General features: G+C 63.3%; 12 protein-coding genes. 4 read left to right on the top strand and 8 right to left on the bottom strand.

The window, feature by feature from the left end; all coding sequences use genetic code 11:
* Positions 1 to 287: 287 nt before the first annotated feature.
* On the top strand, positions 288 to 1,271 hold the full coding sequence (locus JQ574_RS32090) for an ABC transporter substrate-binding protein (RefSeq protein WP_212204465.1): 984 nt from the start codon (positions 288 to 290) through the stop codon (positions 1,269 to 1,271).
* Positions 1,272 to 1,710: 439 nt separating this feature from the next.
* Here the strand turns inward: JQ574_RS32090 and JQ574_RS32085 are convergent, their stop codons facing one another.
* A complete protein-coding gene (locus tag JQ574_RS32085) occupies positions 1,711 to 2,820 on the bottom strand; it encodes an IS110 family transposase (RefSeq protein WP_249119735.1) in 1,110 nt (369 codons plus the stop codon).
* 614 nt (positions 2,821 to 3,434) lie between these two features.
* On the opposite strand from JQ574_RS32085, the gene JQ574_RS32080 reads away from it, so the two are divergent.
* A complete protein-coding gene (locus tag JQ574_RS32080; protein ID WP_212384171.1) occupies positions 3,435 to 5,522 on the top strand; it encodes a tetratricopeptide repeat protein in 2,088 nt (695 codons plus the stop codon).
* A gap of 194 nt (positions 5,523 to 5,716) precedes the next feature.
* Here the strand turns inward: JQ574_RS32080 and JQ574_RS32075 are convergent, their stop codons facing one another.
* Together JQ574_RS32075 and JQ574_RS32070 are read right to left on the bottom strand one after the other, a co-directional pair.
* Positions 5,717 to 7,411, bottom strand: a complete 1,695-nt coding sequence (locus JQ574_RS32075) for an AMP-binding protein (protein ID WP_212209954.1) — start codon at positions 7,409 to 7,411, stop codon at positions 5,717 to 5,719.
* 186 nt (positions 7,412 to 7,597) lie between these two features.
* Positions 7,598 to 8,791: a serine hydrolase gene (locus JQ574_RS32070; RefSeq protein WP_212209953.1), complete on the bottom strand. Its 1,194-nt coding sequence runs from the start codon at positions 8,789 to 8,791 to the stop codon at positions 7,598 to 7,600.
* 327 nt (positions 8,792 to 9,118) lie between these two features.
* Here JQ574_RS32070 and JQ574_RS32065 point away from each other — a divergent pair, with 327 nt between their 5' ends.
* Both JQ574_RS32065 and JQ574_RS32060 read left to right on the top strand, forming a co-directional pair.
* On the top strand, positions 9,119 to 9,439 hold the full coding sequence (locus tag JQ574_RS32065) for a hypothetical protein (protein WP_212209952.1): 321 nt from the start codon (positions 9,119 to 9,121) through the stop codon (positions 9,437 to 9,439).
* A 119-nt stretch (positions 9,440 to 9,558) separates the two neighbouring features.
* Positions 9,559 to 11,052: an NAD-dependent succinate-semialdehyde dehydrogenase gene (locus JQ574_RS32060; RefSeq protein ID WP_212209951.1), complete on the top strand. Its 1,494-nt coding sequence runs from the start codon at positions 9,559 to 9,561 to the stop codon at positions 11,050 to 11,052.
* A 180-nt stretch (positions 11,053 to 11,232) separates the two neighbouring features.
* Here the strand turns inward: JQ574_RS32060 and JQ574_RS32055 are convergent, their stop codons facing one another.
* From JQ574_RS32055 to JQ574_RS32035, 5 genes are all read right to left on the bottom strand, one after another.
* Positions 11,233 to 12,267: an alpha/beta fold hydrolase gene (locus JQ574_RS32055; RefSeq protein WP_212384170.1), complete on the bottom strand. Its 1,035-nt coding sequence runs from the start codon at positions 12,265 to 12,267 to the stop codon at positions 11,233 to 11,235.
* Between the two features lie 42 nt (positions 12,268 to 12,309).
* Complete coding sequence (locus JQ574_RS32050; protein WP_212384169.1) at positions 12,310 to 14,511, bottom strand: SulP family inorganic anion transporter; 2,202 nt, start codon at positions 14,509 to 14,511, stop codon at positions 12,310 to 12,312.
* Between the two features lie 59 nt (positions 14,512 to 14,570).
* On the bottom strand, positions 14,571 to 15,410 hold the full coding sequence (locus JQ574_RS32045; RefSeq protein ID WP_212209947.1) for a crotonase/enoyl-CoA hydratase family protein: 840 nt from the start codon (positions 15,408 to 15,410) through the stop codon (positions 14,571 to 14,573).
* A 190-nt stretch (positions 15,411 to 15,600) separates the two neighbouring features.
* Positions 15,601 to 16,515, bottom strand: coding sequence for a phosphoribosylaminoimidazolesuccinocarboxamide synthase (locus tag JQ574_RS32040; RefSeq protein WP_212209945.1), 915 nt, complete (start codon positions 16,513 to 16,515; stop codon positions 15,601 to 15,603).
* Positions 16,516 to 16,587: 72 nt separating this feature from the next.
* On the bottom strand, positions 16,588 to 17,505 hold the full coding sequence (locus JQ574_RS32035; protein ID WP_212384168.1) for a pirin family protein: 918 nt from the start codon (positions 17,503 to 17,505) through the stop codon (positions 16,588 to 16,590).
* Between the last annotated feature and the right edge of the window lie 319 nt (positions 17,506 to 17,824).

The following is a 17,824-nucleotide window of genomic DNA, read 5'->3' as shown; positions in this document are numbered from 1 at the left end:
CGATCGCGGCGTGAGACCGAACCGGTCCTGGCTTCTCACCGACTTCCTTGGAAGGGTGTTTTTACACGGCCAAGACCGAAAACGGACATACGCGAGAAAAGTGCCTTTCAGGGCGGCATCGTGATTTCGAAGCGTGTTAGGCTTTCGCCTGCGACGATTGAACGGGGCAGTGTCCCCGGGGGCGTGGAATTTCGACAATTTGGGAGTGATACCGGCGGCGCGCGCGGCACTCTGCCGGATCTTAATTCGTCCGCACGCATGATGCCGGATCCGGCGAGGACATCGAAATGAAACGACGCGAGTTCATTACGATCATTGGCGCTGCGGCTGCATCGTGGCCGCTTGCGGCGCATGCACAAGAGCGCGTGCGGCACATCGGCGTGTTGCTGCCCGCAGCCGCGGACGATGCGGGAATGCAGGCCCGAATCGCGGCATTTCATCAGGGCCTGGAGCAATCGGGCTGGACCATCGGCCGCAACGTGCGCATCGACACCCGCTGGGCCACGACCGATGCCGCTGAGATTCGCAGGCACGCGGCGGAATTGGCCGCGCTTGCGCCCGACGTCATCCTGGCCCATGCCGCCACGACCGTGGGGCCGTTGCTGCAGGCGACCCGCACCGTACCGGTCGTGTTCCCGGCCGTCGTCGATCCGGTCGGCGCCGGCTTCGTCGACAGCCTGGCGCGGCCGGGCGGCAACGCTACCGGTTTCATGAACTACGAATACAGCCTGGCGGGCAAATGGCTGGAACTGCTCAAACAGATCGCGCCCGGCCTGACACGAGTAGCAGTCCTTCGGAATGCCGCCACAGCCTCCGGCCCAGGCCAGTTCGCCGCCATCCAGGCCGTGGCGCCGACGCTCAGCGTGGAGGTGAACCCGGTCAACGTGCGCGACGCCGGCGAGGTCGAGCGCGCCGTCGCCGTCTTCGCGCGTGCTCCGAACGGCGGGCTGATCGTGACGGCGAGCCCGTTGGTGCAGCGTCATCGCGATCTGATCGTCGCGCTGGCGGCCCGGCACAAACTGCCCGCGATCTACTTCGAACGCCTCTTCGTCGCCGCCGGTGGGTTGCTCTCCTATGGGCCTGATCAGATCGACATGTATCGCCGGGCGGCCGGCTATGTCGACCGCATCCTCAAAGGCGAGAAGCCCGCCGAGCTCCCGGTACAGGCACCGACCAAGTACGAGCTGGCGATCAATCTCAAGACCGCCAAGACGCTCGGCCTCGCTGTGCCGCAGACACTGCTCGCCGGCGCCGACGAGATGATCGAATAAGGAGCCGATGTCATGCTATCTTTCGGACATCACGCGATGCCTGAATCGGGTCCGTAGTGCACGATAAAGCGGACGTCCCGTGATCGCTTGAACGCATGGGTTCACGCCGCAATCCAGCTGTGCCTTGAGAACTGCGTCGCCTGGCGCGCAAGGGAAATCTTGCGATCCGCGTGCGACAAATCAACCCGTCGGACAAATCAGTTCCGATTTACGGAAATCGTGTCAATCCCAAAAATCAAAAATATTCAGGGCATATCTATCGCCATCCCGTCCCACTCAGAGCAACTGTGCTGAAGTAAACCGGCGATCGGCCGGCCTCAAGGCTGGCGCGGGGCGCGCCCCCGCCTTCGGCGGCTTACGGCCTTGACCCCGTCCGCTCTGCGGTTTGTTGGCTTGGCATGCGCTCGGTCGAGGACCGAGCGCGGTGAGGTGCGCTCGCTCAGTTCAGTGCGTGACGGCTGGGATCCCATTTCTGCCGGCGTGCGATCATGGTGTTGAGGATAATGATCAGCTTGCGCATGCAGGCGATGAGCGCAACCTTTGGCTCTTTTCCCTTGGCAATGAGACGCTGATAGAAGGCCTTGAGCACCGGGTTGTTCTGCGTGGCAGCGCCGAGACAAGGCATGTAGATGGCGTTGCGGACCCAGCGGCGACCGCCCTTGATGTGGCGCTCGCCGCGCCGTTTGCCGCTATCGTCGTCATAAGGGGCGGCACCCAATAACGCAGCGGCGATCTGCTTGCTCACCGTTCCGAGTTCCGGCATGCCTGCAATGAGGGTCGCCGATGCCGTTTCGGCGAAGCCCGGAACACTCTCGATGATCTCGGCGCGATCGGCAAACTCCGGTGTGGCCTTGACCTTGGCGGAGATTGCAGCCTCTAGCCTGGTAATTTCGGTGGCTAGGCTCTTCAAGACGCGGGCATGGGCCTTCTGAATCGCCTCCGGTGCAGCATGTTCGTTTTGCGTTTTCAGCCGCGTCTGCAGATCGAGCAGATGTTTGCGGGCTTTCACCAGTGCCACCAACGCCTCATGCGCGGCATCGTAGATCTGGCCCGGCGCCGCGCTAAACGTCTCGGCAAACCAGGCGATCATCTCTGCGTCGATCGTATCGTTCTTGGCTAGCCGTCCGGCCGACAGCGCGAAGCTGCGGACCCGCTTGGGGTCGACAATCCGCACCTCGATGCCGGCCCGGCGCAGCACCCTGGCCCAGTCCCGCTCATAGCCGCCGCTCGCCTCCATGACTGCCTTGCTCACCTTGTGCTTGTGAAGCCAGGCAATGATCTTGCGGTGACCTTGTGCGGTGTTTGGAAAGGCGAGCCGCTGCGATAGCATGCGAATGCACGCATCCACCTTGTCTTTAGCCACATCGATGCCGACGACAATCTGATCATTCTGTGCCATCATCCATTCCCTTCCTTGCGCGGTACGGGCTCGAAGCCCTTGCAACTGTTCGGGTTGAGGAAGAAACCGGAACTGTCCCTCGCTCTGAGACAGGCTCATCACCTTGGGGGCGTACGGGCTCAGTTCCAGCAACGGGCGGTTGGTCGGCAACCGCCCGTTCGCACATTCTGCCAGACTTTCTGGACACAAGGGGCGTTGGCCATCGTCACAACGAGGGACGGGTTGCGGTGGACGCTGATGTTGCGATTGACGGTCGCGGCAAAGGCGTACGGCGAAAGCGTGTGGTCCTGGCGCCCGTAACGGCGTCAAGCTCTGAAGAAGCTAACGCTTCGGAGGGGTGACGGTGGCAATAGAGGCCGTCTCACCGGGGAGAGCGCGTCATAAGTCGTAAAGCCACTGCGCAGGGAATGTCGGATGCTCTCCGCTGCCCTGTATGCTCGTGTGCAGCTTTTTTGCACTATTCGCACACGAGGCCGCGGGTGCAGCGCGCATCCGGCATTCCCCGCGCCCTCTGTTTTCCAGGGCGTGAAACTAAAGGTACAACTCGGGCGCATCGCGCCGCGGGAACGTGACGCTATATCCGCGTCATTGCGAGGAGCGAAGCGACGACGCAATCCATCCATCCGTTACGCCTCCCTATGGATTGCTTCGCTTCGCTCGCCGGATCTGCCACAACGCTGAATTGCCTTTCCATCCCCATCTCGATATTTTGTTCACCCATTGATATTGCGGCACGGAGGTCGGCTCTGGTTCCTCCCAAACAAATGCAAGTCGCTTCCCGCATCTGGTTTCTCGCGGCCATCGCGGCCGCCGCGCTGTGCCAGCCACTGGCCCCGGCAGTTGCGGATGATCTGGCGGATTGCAACAGCGGGCCGCCGGCGAAAGTGGAAGCGGCGTGTGCTTCCATCATCAATGATACGGCGCGCCCGACGGACGACCGCATCAAGGCCTATCTCGGCCGGTCGCGGCTCTATCTCAATTCGGCGAAGATCGATCTGGCCCTGGCGGATGCCGAAGCGGCGCTGAAACTCGATTCCAATTCCGTTCAGGCGCTGCTGCAGCGGGGCGTCGCCTATCAGCGAACCGGCAAACTGGATCTGGCGAAGGCCGATTTCGATCGCGCGCTGGAGATCGAACCGAAGAATGCGCTCGCGCTGCTGTCGCGCGGCAATCTTCGTTCTCAGCAGCGGAATTGGCCGGAAGCGATCGGCGATTTCGACGCGGCCATCGCGGCGCGTCAGGATTTTGCGCAAGCCTATGTCAGCCGCGGCCGCGCCTATTCGGAAAGCAGTCAACTCGACAAGGCGCTCAGCGACCTGAACGCCGCCATTGCGATCAACGTCAATGTGCCGGCGGCGTTCTACTGGCGCGGGCAGACCTTCCGCCGCAAGGGCGATATCGATCGCGCCATCGAGGATTTTTCGCGCGCCATCGCGCAGGGCCCGAAAAACGACATGGCGCCCTATTACGCGCGCGCCCAGCTCTACAGTTCCAAGGGCGATTACACCCGCGCGCTGGCCGATCTCGACGCGGTCCTGGCGGTGGCGCCCGACAGTGCAGCGGCCAAGCAACTGCGCCAGTCGACGCTCGCGATGCAGACGGAACTGGCGAAGGCTCAAGGCGGCGACAAGGGCAACGACAAGCCGAAGGCGCTGCCGGCATCGCCGTCGACATCCGAGATGGCCGGCCAGATCGCTCCACTGCCGCAAGCCGCGGCATCAGGCAATGCTGCCGGCAAGCCGTTGCTCGACCGGGCGCGGCAGCTCATCGTCCAGGCCAAGTACGCCGATGCGGTCGGGCTCCTGAACCAGGTGCTGACAGCCGATCCGCGCGATGAGGCCGCGCTGCAGCTCCGCTCCAGCGCGCGCACCAGGCTCGGACAACTCGCCGAGGCCCGCGCCGACCTCGATGAACTGATCAAGCTCCGGCCGAATGACGCGACGGCGCTGGCGCTGCGCGGGGTGACGTCGGCTGCCATGCGACAGCCCGACCAGGGCATGGTCGACGTCGAAGCGGCACTGAAGATCAACCCCAACAGCGCGCAGGCCCATTACAGCCGCGGCATTGTGCATCGGCAGTTGGGGAAAGTCCCGGCCGCGCTTGCCGATTTCGATCGCGCGATCGCGATCGACCCCAGGATGAGCCCCGCCTTCTATGAGCGCGGCATCACCCAGATGTCGCTCAATCAGCTCGACAAGGCCTTGACCGATTTCGACCAGGCGCTGGCCCTGGCGCGGGTGTACGATCTGGCCAAGGCCGCCCGCGGCGTGGTGCTGCTGATGAAGGGCAACTCGGCCGAGGGGCTGGCCGATATCAACGCCGTGCTCGAGCGAAATCCTTCCAACCAGACCGCCGTCTTCGGCCGCGGACTTGCCCTGGTCAATTCGGGCCAGTTCGATCGCGCGATCGTCGCCCTCGATACCGTGGTGGGAAAGGCGGCGGATGACAGCATGGCGCGCACGCTTCGCGCCCGCGCCTATCTCGGCAAGGGCGAGACGCGCAGCGCGCTGGCGGACCTTGATCTCGTCCTCAAGGCGCGGCCTTCGGATGCGTCGGCGCTGACGCTGCGCGGCAGCGTCTTCTCGGCGCTGCGCGACTATCCGAAGGCCCTGAAGGACCTCAACGAGGCGGTCGAACGCCGCGAAACCATCGAGAGCTACGTTGCGCGGGCGCAGGTTTACGAGGCGCAGAACGATTCCGAAAAAGCCGCCGCCGATTATCGCCGTGCGACCGAGCTCGTGCCGCGGAGCGTGTTCGAAACCAACGCGCAGGCCAATGCGAAGAAAAAAGCTCAGCAGCTTTCCAAGCGCGTCCCCTGCGGCGACATGGCCGGCAGCGGGACGTGTTTGTGATTTGCGGGGGCCTCCGGCAATGATCGCCACACCCCAACTGTCATCGCCCGGCTTGACCGGGCGACCCAGTATTCCAGAGGCGTCAATGATCGAACCGAGAAGCCGCGGCGTACTGGATCACCCGCCTGCGCGGGTGACGACAGTTGAGTGTGGCGTGGCAACGCGTCCGGCAAATACATTGCCGGCAGTCAAACTCACGCCGTCTTCGCCGCCTTCAATCCAAGCCGCGCCTCGACCGCGTCCCGCATCAAAAACTTCTGAATCTTCCCCGTCACCGTCATCGGAAATTCCTCGACGAACTCGACATAGCGCGGAATCTTGTTGTGCGCGATCTGGCCGTGACAGAAGGCGCGAACCTCGTCAGCGGTCAGCGTTTCGCCGGGTCTGACGCGAACCCAGGCGCACAGTTCCTCGCCATAGCGCTCGTCGGCGACGCCAAAAATCTGCACGTCCTGGATCTTGGGATGGCGATAGAGGAATTCCTCGATCTCGCGCGGATAAAGGTTCTCGCCGCCGCGGATCACCATGTCCTTGATGCGGCCGACGATGTTGCAATAGCCCTCGGCGTCGATGATCGCGATGTCGCCGGTGTGCATCCAGCCATTGGCGTCGAGCACGTCGGATGTCTTCTCGGCCTCGTCCCAGTAACCCAGCATGATGCTGTAGCCGCGGGTGCAGAGTTCGCCGCGCATCCCGCGCGGCACGATGCGGCCCTCGAGATCGACTACCTTGACCTCGACATGCGGGTGGATGCGCCCCACCGTGGAGACGCGGCGTTCCAGCGGCTCGTCCGTCGAACTCTGGAAACTGACAGGGCTGGTTTCGGTCATGCCGTAGGCGATCGTGACTTCGCCCATGTTCATCTCGTTGTTGACGCGCTTCATCACCTCGACCGGGCAGGGCGCGCCGGCCATGATGCCGGTACGCAGCGATTTCAGGTCGAAGCGCGCAAATTCGGGGTGATCGAGTTCGGCGATGAACATCGTCGGCACGCCATAGAGCGCGGTGCATCGTTCCTTCTCGATGGTCTGCAACGTCGCCAGCGGATCAAAACCCTCGCCGGGATAAACCATGGTGGCGCCGAGCGTCACCGCGGCGAGATTGCCCATCACCATGCCGAAGCAGTGATACAGCGGCACCGGAATGCAGATGCGGTCCTGTTCGGTCAGGCGCATGGCGCGGCCGACGAAATAGCCGTTGTTGAGAATATTGTGGTGCGTCAGCGTAACGCCCTTCGGCGAGCCTGTGGTGCCGCTGGTGAACTGGATATTGACGGGATCGTCGAACTGCAGCGTTTTGGCCAGCTCCGCCAGCGTCTCGCGGTGCCGCGCGCTGCCCATCTGCGTCACGTCTTCGAATGCGATGGTGCCGGGCGATGCCGGCCCACCGATCTGGATCACCGCGCGCAGCTTCGGCAGCCGCGCCGCCTGCAACTCGCCGGGCGTCGATGTGGCCAGCTCGGGCAGCAGCGTGTTCAGCATCTCCATGTAATTCGAGGTCTTGAACGCGGTAGCGGTCACGATCGCGGCGCAGCCGACCTTTGCCAGGGCGAATTCGAGTTCGCTGAGGCGATAGGCCGGATTGATGGTGACGAGGATGATGCCGGCTTTCGCGGCGGCAAACTGCGTCAGCGTCCATTCCGGCCGGTTGAGCGACCAGACGCCGATCCGCGCGCCGCGTTCGAGCCCGAGCGCCAGAAAGCCGGCCGCCAGCGCATCGACGCGTTCGCAAAATTCCTTCCAGGTCCAGCGGACATTGTGGCTCGGCGAAACCAGCGCCTCGCGGTCGCCCCAGCGCCGCACCGCGTGATCGAGGCTTTGCCCGATGGTGTCGCCCAGCAGAGGTGCATCGGCTGTGCCGCAAACGTAGCTGGCGGTTGGTTCGGTCATCGTGCCACACCCAAGGTTGTCATCCCCCCCGCGCATGCAGGGGATCCAGTTTCCCAGTGGCGTCAATTATAGCACCGAGAGGCCGCGGCGTACTGGCTCCCCCGCTCCAGTGCGCAATTGCGCACAAGGCGGGGGATGACGATTTGTGGGTGGGGCGGGGTCGGACCGCGTCTCGACAGTTCGCGTTCAAGCCGCCCTCTGGCCACTCCCTGCGTCGAGCCCGGCATAGATGCCACGCTCGAAGCCCGCAAAGGCCTCCAGGCATTTCGCGTCCACGAACGGCAACAACTGCATCAGGATCACGCCGGCGACGTTACGCGCCGGATCGATCCAGAAATAGGTGTTGGCGAGGCCAGCCCAGGCGAGGCTGCCCGGGCTGCGGCCCTCCGGCGTCTTGGCGGTGTTGATCAGGAAGCTCAGCCCCCATTTTTTCACCATGTCCGGATAGAGATCGACATCGTTGGTGTACATCGGCGCCATGGTGGGCATCTTGCCTATGGTGAGATCGCCGATGTGGTTCTGGCCCATCAACGCCACGGTCTCCGGCTTCAGCAGCTGGTTGCCGTTGCCCTTGCCTTTATTGAGGATCATCTGGGTGAACTTGATGTAGTCAGCGGCCGTGCTGTAGAGGCCACCGCCGCCCATATGAAATTCCGGATTCTGTTCGAGCTCGAACGGGATCGACGCCAGCGAGCCATCCTCGCCGCGCGCATGCATGCCGACCAGGCGTTGGCGCTGGGAATCCGTGATCTTGAAGCCGGTGTCGTTCATGCCGAGCGGTGCGAACATATAATCGCGCAGGTAAGCGTCGAGACGCTGGCCGCTCGCAGCTTCCACCGCCTTGCCGACGAAATCGATGTTGATGCCATATTCCCAGCGCGTGCCGGGATCGGACATGATCGGCCCCTTCAGCGCGGCGTTCAGGCAGGAGAAGATGTTCGGGGTTCCGGTCTTATCCTGGTATTTCCCCATGTCGGCGTTCCACACGTCGTAGCAGTACCCGGCGGTGTGGGTCATGAGATGGCGCAGCGTGATCGGATTCTTCGCCGGGCGCAGTTTTGGCTCGCCCTTGGCGTCAAAACCTTCCAGCACCTGCGGGGAGGCCAGATCAGGCAGCAGCTTGCCGATCGGCTCGTCCAGCGAGAGCTTGCCTTGCTCGACGAGCTGCATGCCGGCGGCGCACGTGATCGCCTTGGTCATCGAGGCGATCCAGAACACGCTGTCGGCGGTCATCGGATCGTCCTTGGAGAGGTCGCGTTTGCCGAACGCGCCCTGGTAGATCACCTCGCTGCCGGTTGCCGCGACGGCGACCACGCCGGGAATCTCCTTGGCCTCGCATTTCTGACGCAGAACCTGATCGATCTGAGCTTTGCTTTGCATGGGTCACCTCCCGTTTGTTGTTATGGAGTGCCGCGATCTTCCCCCCGACATCGCGATCCCGCAAGCGCTCGCGGCGCCTTGCCGCTGACGTCGCGATCTCGTGATGGGCAGGCGGGCGACACAAAACTGCAACACTCCGCCACAATTCGCGGTGGACGAACGGCAATATCGATGACCGCTTCGGGCACAAACGATAAGTTGATTCCATAACGATTTCCGGCGCTGATTCTTTGCAGTAAGACATTAAGATTCCAGCAGAAACGCTGCCGCCGAACTGAATGATTCGATGAAAATGGTTGTAGTTTTTCCCATTGCGAGGATGCCGCGATGATCTCGACCTGGAGTGAGTGGAAACGATACCCCCGCCCCGGACGCAGTGAGAACATCGAGGCGCCGATCTCTCCGGGCCTCTACGAGGTCCGTGTTGCCGGCACCGGCGCGCTGCACTCGTTCGAGGCGGTCGACAATGTCGCCGTGGCGCTGGCGCAATTGCAAGTCGGTTCCAGATCCTGGTTCTCGCGCCGCGCAACGGCAAAGCTGCCCGATCTGGAATACCGCACCTGTGCGACCTCCTCGCGGGCCGACGCCAAGGCCGCCGCCGAACGCATGATCGGCCGCCGCGAAACCTATATGGGCGGCGCGGCGTGAGAGCCCTCAAGATAGCTTGAATCAGCCGCGCGTTTGCGGCCGATGCATTGCCGGCTGAATAGGCCTATACTCGGATCAATACCCCAAAAAATCCCAAGAAAACTCCGAGGAGTTACGCCATGAACCCGCCCGTCGCCGCACGCGCTTCGCAATCCGCCCCCTCCCTGCGCGACCGCCTGAAGGATCCCTCGCTGCTGCGTGAGCAGTGCTACATCGACGGCGCCTGGACCGGGAAGGCGTCAAAGCCGGTGACCAATCCGGTCAATGGCGTCGAGCTGGCCAAAATTCCGGTCATGAGCACCGCGGAGACGACGCAAGCGGTCGAAGCCGCCGAGCGCGCGTTCCCGGCGTGGGCCAAACTGACCGCCAAGGCGCGCTCCAACATCCTGCGCAAATGGTTCGACCTGATCATCGCCAACCGCGAAGACATCGCGCTGATCCTGACTTCGGAGCAGGGCAAGCCGCTGACGGAAGCGCTCGGCGAAGTCGATATCGGCGGCGCCTATGTCGAATTTTTCGCCGAGGAAGCGCGCCGCGTCTATGGCGAAACCATTCCGACCCAGCGCGCCGATGCGCGGTTGCTCGCCATCAAGCAGCCGATAGGCGTCTGCGGCGCGATCACGCCGTGGAATTTTCCCTGCTCGATGATCACCCGCAAAGTCTCGCCCGCGCTGGCCGCGGGTTGCACGGTCGTGCTCAAGCCCGCCAATGAAACGCCGCTGACCGCGCTGGCGCTGGTGGCGCTCGCCGAAAAGGCCGGCGTGCCGAAGGGCGTGTTCAACATCCTGACCGGCAATTCCTCGGCGATCGGCAAGGTGCTGTGCGAGCACCCGGCGGTGCGCTTCGTCGGCTTCACCGGCTCGACCGAAGTCGGCAAGATCCTGTACCAGCAGGCCGCCGTCGGCGTGAAGAAGCTCGGCCTCGAACTCGGCGGCAACGCACCGTTCGTGGTGTTCGACGACGCCGATATCGATGCCGCCGTCGAAGGCGCCATCGTTTCCAAGTATCGCAACATGGGCCAGACCTGCGTCTGCGCCAACCGCATCTACGCCCAGGACAAGATCTACGACCAGTTTGTCGAAAAGCTCTCGGCCAAGGTCGCGGCGATGAAGATCGGCGACGGCACGGAAGCCGGCGTGGTGCAGGGCCCGCTGATCAACATGGAAGCGGTCGACAAGGTCGAGAAGCACATCGCGGATGCGGTTAAGGGCGGTGCGAAAATCGTCACCGGCGGCAAGCGCCATGCGCTCGGCGGCAGCTTCTTCGAACCGACGGTGTTGTCGAACGTCAAGCCGGACGCGCTGGTCGCGCATGAAGAGACCTTCGGGCCGCTGGCGCCGGTGTTCCGCTTCAAGGACGAGGCCGACGTGATCGCGATGTGCAACGCCTCGCCGTTCGGGCTCGCGTCCTACTTCTATTCACGCGATCTCGGCCGGGTCTGGCGGGTCGCCGAAGCGCTGGAGTCCGGCATGGTCGGCGTCAACACCGGGCTGATCACCACCGAAGTCGCACCCTTCGGCGGCGTCAAGGAGTCTGGCCTCGGCCGCGAAGGCTCGCATCACGGCATGGAAGAATATGTCGAGATCAAATACGTGATGATGGCGGGGATTTGATCGCGTCGCCCCGGCGAACGCCGGGGCCCATAACCCCGGTCGTCTGTTACAGGAGCGACATGCTTCAACGAGACCACTCGCACTTCCCGTGGCCATTGACGGCACGGCGTATGGGTCCCCCGATGTGCAATTGCACATCTGAGCTCAAGGCCGGGACGACGGTGGTTAGATACGTGACGTTCAGATCTCATCCATAAACCGCTTCAGCCGCGGCGCCCATTTGTGGGCGTCGAGGCCGGAGGCGGAGTGGCCGAGTTCGCTGTCGAGCAGGAAATAATCGGCATCGACGCCGGCGGCCTTCAATCCCTGCATCACGCCGGGCGCGATGTCAGGCGGAAACAATTTGTCCGTCCGCGACAGCACAAACAGGACCTTCGATTTGATCTGGCCGAATTGCCCGGTCACGTCGAAGCCGCGCAGCGCTTTGGCAAGAATGATCAGCGAATTGGCATCGAATCCCTCTGCCCACCGCGCCGCCTCGTCGCGGATCGCGGCTTCGATCTCCGCAGGATCGGACATCGTCGCTTTCAGGCGGGTCTCGATGCCGTAGGTCTTCAGCGTCGCCATGCGGATCTCGGTCATGGTCTCCACGACCCCGCCGCGATCGTAATAATCGCCGCCATTCCAGTTCGGGTCCTTCGAGAGCGCTCCGAGCAGGCGCGCGACATTGCCCTCGGATCGTTCGCGAGGCACCAGCGGCGAGGTGACGACGGCGGCGATCCCCTTCATCGCGTCGGGATAGTTGACGGCCCATTGCAACGCCTGGAATCCGCCATAGGACGGGCCGACGATCGCAACCAGTTTGTCGATGCCGAGATGATCGAGCAGCAGCCGCTGCGTGCCGACGATGTCGCTGACATTGATGTCGGGGAATCGCGGCCCGTAGGGCTTGCCGGTTGCGGGGTCGATACTCTGGGCATTGGTCGATCCGTAGGAGGAGCCCAGCATGTTCGGGCAGATCGCAAAATAGCGATTGGTGTCGACGGCCTTGCCGGGGCCGACGATCTCACTCCAGCTGCCTTCGCCCGTCGTGCCACCGGGATCGATGATCTGCGGGCCGCTGGTGTTGCCATGCGTGACCAGCACAGCATTGCTGCGATCGGGCGCCAGCGTGCCGAGCGTCGCAAAGGTGATCGTCACTTTGGGCATCACGACGCCGCTTTGCAGGCGATAGTTGGTGGTGGAAAAGGCCCTGGTGTCAGCTTGTGCGGTCATATGCTCTAACCCCGGAGAAGGATGGCTGCAAAATGCAACGTCCTACCGCCGTAACACTGCGATGGTGCGATTGGCAAAAGTAAGTCGTTCGGCCATGACCGATACGAAATAGGTCAGCAGTTTCTGGCTGAGCGGGGGGTCATCGATCTTGAGCGCTTCAAACTGATGCGCACTCAGGACGTACAGGATACTCGCGACCTCGGCTTGAATCGTCGCGCTGCGATGCGCCTGCGATACAAGACCCATCTCGCCGATCGTCGTGTAGCGGCCGAGGCTTCGCACCCGCGTGGTGCGGCCTTCCGCAGCCGGCACCATGACGCCAACGCGGCCGTCCAGGATGAAATGCATGGAATCGGCGGCGTCGCCGGCACTGACAATGATCTCTCCGGCGTCGATCTCGACACGCTCGCAGCGATGCATCAGCGCCACCGCGTCGCGCGGGGTTCCAAGAATCTGGGTGAACCAGTCACGCAGATTGGCCTCCTCCTGCTCGTGGCCTTGATGCTTCGCAATGATCTCGTTCTCGCATTGCTCCAGCGCATGATCGAGCTCAGGCACGATACGAACCCGGCCGGAGATGAAACCGCTGGACCGCAGCGCTTTCTCGGCGAGTTTTGGCAAATGAACCAGCACCAGTTCGATGTGACGTTCGTCGGCGCTGCGCTTGATCTGGGCAAAACTGTAGGCTGCCGATGAATCGAATCCGGTAACCAGCTTGAAGTCGAACACCAGATAGCGACATTCCGGACGCTGCGCGAGCAGCGCCTTGACGTGCTGGTAGAGCCGGTTGGCGGAACCGAAGAACAGATAGCTTTGCAGATTAAGGCCCTGGATTTGTCCGCCATGGGCCGTCAGAACCGTCTGGTCGTCGCGCGAACGATCCAGCGAACTGCGATATTCGGAGCCGTCAAAGCTGAACTTGATTGGATCGATCCGTGCGGCCGTGAACGCGAATGTCGCGCAGCCGATCACGACGCCGATCAGCACCCCGGCGACAAAGCCCCACTGCAGGATGATTATGATGATCGCCAGCAGGGAGACATATTCGGTCTTGGTCAGGCGCCGCCGCGATTCGATGATCCATTTGTGCAGCTGATCGGCGCCCAGATAGATCAGCAGACCCCCGAGCACGAATTTCGGCATATAGCCGAGCAGAACAGGAGCAACCGCCAGCATCAGCACCGAGATCGCGGCCACCGTCAGGCCGGCGAGCCGGCCGGTCCCGCCGCTGCTGAAGTTGAGGATGGTGCGGCTGACCGAGATGCAGCCGGTGTAGCCGCCAAACGCACCCGACAGGATGTTGGCAAGGCCGGTGACGTTCAATTCCCGCTCGAGGTTGGCTTCACGGTGCGCCGCAACTTCGATGCCCGCGGTGTTGAACAGCGTGCTCGACGCCGTGACGAAAATGACGGCGACCAGATTGCCGAGCAGATCCGGCACGGCATGCCAGGGATAGCGGGCCATCTCGGCCGTGCTCCACGGCAGCATGATGCTGACGCTGGGCGGCGGTTGAAACGTCCATCCCGAGGCCTGCGCTTCTGCCGAGGTGAAGCCCGCCAACCAAAAAGCGATATGTCCAACGACCACGCCTCCGACCAGCATGGCCGGCAGGCCAAACGAGGTGCGGGTGCGATGCCAGGTCAGATAGAGTGCCAGCGCCATCGCGCAGGCGGCCGCCAACTCGGACAGGGTCAGGATGTTGGCGAATTGATCGAGCGTCGAGAATTGGAGACGATGGCCGGTGATGACGCGGATCGCTCCCAAAATGATCAGGCAGGCGGTGGCGCCGAGGAACCCGCCCACGACGGGATAGGGCACGTAGCGGATCGCGCGGCCCATCCGCGTCACCCCGAAGCCGCACAGTACGATGCCGGTGACGATGGCGGAAAGGCCAAGCGTCATCAGTGCCGGGGCCAGCGGCGATGCCGAGGGATCGCTTGCGATGACGTGCTCGACCAGCGACGCAGCCAGAATTCCGGTCATCGCCGCCGTGGAACTCTCGGGCGCCGCAATCGCGAACGGGAAGGAGCTTCCCCAGGCGATGACCGCGGCGAGAATGGCCGAGGAGATGAAGGTCGCGGCCAGTCCGTAGGAGAGATATGGCGTCAGCGGGCCGGTAAAAATCAGAAGCGCGTAGGACAGGCCAAATGTAATCGTCAGGACACTGGCGGCGCTGCCGCCGAGAATGTCATTGAAGGTCTTCCGAATGAACTCCGGCTCGCCTTTAAGAGATCGACTGACCACGCCCCACTTGCCCCCGGCACCCCTGCCAGTGGTAGAGACCGCAGACACAGATCACAACGTTATTCTTGTGACAGGGGACGTGTGACGGCGCCGTCAGTCGTTCCTGCGTCTCCGCCGAACGCGCCATGGCGGCCGACGCCGGAGGCGAATCGTGCAGCGCCTGAGAGTGTCTCGCCCGAGGCGATCATCTTCAGCCCGCCGCGCATTTCGTTGGCGATGGCGTCTTCCTCCGCGAGGTCCCATTGCCGCAGCGCCGAGAGCCGGTCGGCGCGCATGCAGGTCTGCGGGAAGGCCGCGATTTCCCTGGCCAGCGCAATGGCCTGTGCAACGGCTTTGCCTCTTCGCACCAGGCGATTGGCCAGGCCCATGCGCAACGCCTCCGGCCCGCCGACCGGGCGCCCGGTCAGGATCAGGTCGATGGCCTGGGAATGGCCGATCAGCCGCGGCAGGCGGATGGTGCCGAGATCGATCAGCGGCACGCCAAACCTGCGGCAGAAGATGCCGAAGGTGGCGTCCTCGGCGACGACCCGCATGTCCGCCCAGAGCGCGAGTTCCATGCCGCCGGCGACAGCAAAGCCCTCGACCGCGGCGATCACGGGTTTTGACAGCCGCAGCCGGCTCGGCCCCATCGGCGCAATCGAGTCATGGCCGCCGATCTCGCGCTTCTTGTTGGGATCGCCCGCCGCCACCGCCTTGAGGTCGGCGCCGGCGCAGAAATAGCCGCCGGTGCCGGTGAACACTGCGACGGATGCTGCTTCATCGGCGTCGAACGCCAGAAGCGCATCGTAGAGCTTGCGCGCAGTCGCGCCGTCGACAGCGTTGCGGCAATGCGGACGGTTGATGGAAACGATGGTCACGGGGCCATCGCGCTCGACCAGCACGGAATTTTCTTCGGACATGCTTGCCTCCCAATTGTCGATTTTGGGAGGAGCCTAGCGTGAGGCGGTGAGCACCGCCATCACCACTGTCGTCCCGGACAAGCGAGCAAAGCGAGCGCGATCTCAGATGCGCAATTGCGCATCTGAGCCTTCGCCGGGACGACACCGTTTGAGAGGCGCGGTGCTGTGGCAATCTCACCGTGCGGCGGCCTCAAATCTTCAGCTCAGTCCCCGTCACCCGGCGATACGCTTCCAGATAGCGCTTGCTGGTGGCATCCACCACACTGGCCGGGAGCGGCGGGGGCGGGGCGTCACCGTTCCAGCGGCCGGCACGGCGCTCGCTGTCGAGATAGTCGCGCAGCGGCTGCTTGTCGAAGCTCGGCTGTCCCTGGCCGGGCTTGTAGACGTCGACCGCCCAGAACCGTGAAGAGTCTGGTGTCATCACCTCGTCGATCAGGATGATGCGGCCGTCAGCGTCGCGGCCGAATTCGAATTTGGTGTCGGCGATGATGATGCCTTGCTTGCGGGCGGTGTTCTCGCCGTATTCGTAGATGGTGCGTGCCATACGCTCCAGCGTGGCGGCGACCTCGTCGCCAAGGAGCTCGCGCACGCGCGACACCGTGATGTTCTCGTCATGCCCGGTCTCGGCCTTGGTCGCCGGACTGAAGATCGAAGGCTCCAGCTTCTCGCTCTCGACCAGACCCGCTTTGAGCTTCTCGCCGGCCAGCGTGCCCGATGCGGCATATTCCTTCCAGGCCGATCCCGAGATGTAGCCGCGGATCACGCACTCAACCGGGAAGACGGTGGTGCGCCGACACAGCATCGCGCGCCCTGCGATGTCGGCGCGGTGCGCCTTCAGCACGGGCACCTGCGCGATGATCTCGTCGGCATCGGCGCTGATCATATGATGCGGCACGACGTCTGCGAGCTGGCGGAACCACCAGGCGCTGATCTGGGTCAGCACCGCGCCCTTCATCGGGATGGTTTCGGCCATCACGACATCGAACGCGCTGATGCGGTCGGTGGTCAGCAGCAGCACGCGGTCGTCGCCGACGGCATAGATATCGCGGACCTTGCCGCGCCCGATCCGTGGCAGGGGCAAATCGCTGGCGAGCATCGCGTTCATGGTGTCATGCTTTCAAGAAGCGCGCCCGCGGGTGAAGCGCGGGCAGCGGAGCTTTGGTTGCCGAGGGATAGCTCACTCCGGCAGCGGAATGAACTCGTGTTCCTGGGGAACATGGGCAAAACGGCCGGTTTTCCAGTCCTGTTTGGCCTGTTCGATCCGCTCCTTGCTGGAGGAGACAAAATTCCACCAGATATGGCGCGGGCCCTCCAGCGCGTCGCCGCCGAGGAACATCATCCGCGTCGGCTGGATCGCCTTCACCGTGATGCGGTCGCCGGGCCGGAAGATTAGCAAGCGCGGCGCCTCGTAGCGCTCGTTGGCGATCTCGACTTCGCCGTCGACCAGATAGATGGCGCGCTCCTCGTGGTCAGGATCGAGCGGCACGCTGGTGCCGGCGGTGGCCGTCACCTCGGTATAGAACCACGGCGATACCATCGTGACCGGCGACTTCACGCCGAAGCCGCTGCCCGCGATGATGCGCGCGGTGAAGCCGCCGTCCTTGACGGTCGGCAGGCTGTCGGCGGCGTAGTGCTGGAACGATGGCGCGATTTCCTCCGAGCCTGCCGGCAGCGCAATCCAGCTTTGCAGGCCCAGCATCTTCTGGCCATCGCGGCGCTGCACGTCGGGCGTGCGTTCGGAATGCGCGATGCCGCGGCCGGCGGTCATCAGATTCATCGCGCCGGGCTGGATCTCCTGAATGTTGCCCTCGCTGTCGCGGTGCATGATGCTGCCGTCAAACAGATAGGTGACGGTGGCAAGCCCGATATGCGGATGCGGGCGCACGTCCATGCCGTTGCCGGCGATGAACTGCATCGGCCCGAAATGATCGAAGAAGATGAAGGGACCGACCATCTGCCGCTTGCCATGCGGCAGCGCGCGCCGCACCACGAATCCATCGCCGAGATCGCGGGTGCGCGGCACGATGATGAGGTCAAGTGCGTCGCAGGTCTTGGGATCGCCGAGCACGGGGTCCTTGGAAGGTTGCCAGCTCATGAGAAACTCCTTTGGATTTTGCGCTGACTATAGCAACAATGACGGGATTGCGCCTCACGTCATTGCGAGCGAAGCGAAGCAATCCATCGAGCGGCAACCAGGTCTGGATCGCGTCGTCGTTTGGGCTCCTCGGACAACGCACTGCAAATCCTGGGCGAGCCAAAATTGAATCTGCATTAAGTTAACTGCGCGCGGCTGACCGAGCGCGGTGGGCGACAAGAAGGTAGCGGGCACGAATTGAATGCGATCCGGAGACTCTTCCTTCTCCCCTTGTGGGAGAAGGTGGCGCGAAGCGCCGGATGAGGGGTTCTATCCGCAA

This window comes from Bradyrhizobium sp. AUGA SZCCT0158 (assembly GCF_018130065.1).
In the GTDB taxonomy this organism is placed as follows: Bacteria; Pseudomonadota; Alphaproteobacteria; order Rhizobiales; family Xanthobacteraceae; genus Bradyrhizobium.
This window is presented reverse-complemented; position numbering and strand designations above follow the sequence as displayed.

Excerpts from the sequence above, each read along its gene's own strand:
- JQ574_RS32075 (WP_212209954.1), bottom strand. The coding sequence starts at position 7,411 with ATGACCGAACCAACCGCCAGCTACGTTTGCGGCACAGCCGATGCACCT.
- JQ574_RS32035 (WP_212384168.1), bottom strand. The coding sequence starts at position 17,505 with ATGAGCTGGCAACCTTCCAAGGACCCCGTGCTCGGCGATCCCAAGACC.
- JQ574_RS32060 (WP_212209951.1), top strand. The coding sequence starts at position 9,559 with ATGAACCCGCCCGTCGCCGCACGCGCTTCGCAATCCGCCCCCTCCCTG.
- JQ574_RS32065 (WP_212209952.1), top strand. The coding sequence starts at position 9,119 with ATGATCTCGACCTGGAGTGAGTGGAAACGATACCCCCGCCCCGGACGC.
- JQ574_RS32090 (WP_212204465.1), top strand. The coding sequence starts at position 288 with ATGAAACGACGCGAGTTCATTACGATCATTGGCGCTGCGGCTGCATCG.
- JQ574_RS32080 (WP_212384171.1), top strand. The coding sequence starts at position 3,435 with ATGCAAGTCGCTTCCCGCATCTGGTTTCTCGCGGCCATCGCGGCCGCC.
- JQ574_RS32040 (WP_212209945.1), bottom strand. The coding sequence starts at position 16,515 with ATGAACGCGATGCTCGCCAGCGATTTGCCCCTGCCACGGATCGGGCGC.
- JQ574_RS32070 (WP_212209953.1), bottom strand. The coding sequence starts at position 8,791 with ATGCAAAGCAAAGCTCAGATCGATCAGGTTCTGCGTCAGAAATGCGAG.
- JQ574_RS32055 (WP_212384170.1), bottom strand. The coding sequence starts at position 12,267 with ATGACCGCACAAGCTGACACCAGGGCCTTTTCCACCACCAACTATCGC.
- JQ574_RS32045 (WP_212209947.1), bottom strand. The coding sequence starts at position 15,410 with ATGTCCGAAGAAAATTCCGTGCTGGTCGAGCGCGATGGCCCCGTGACC.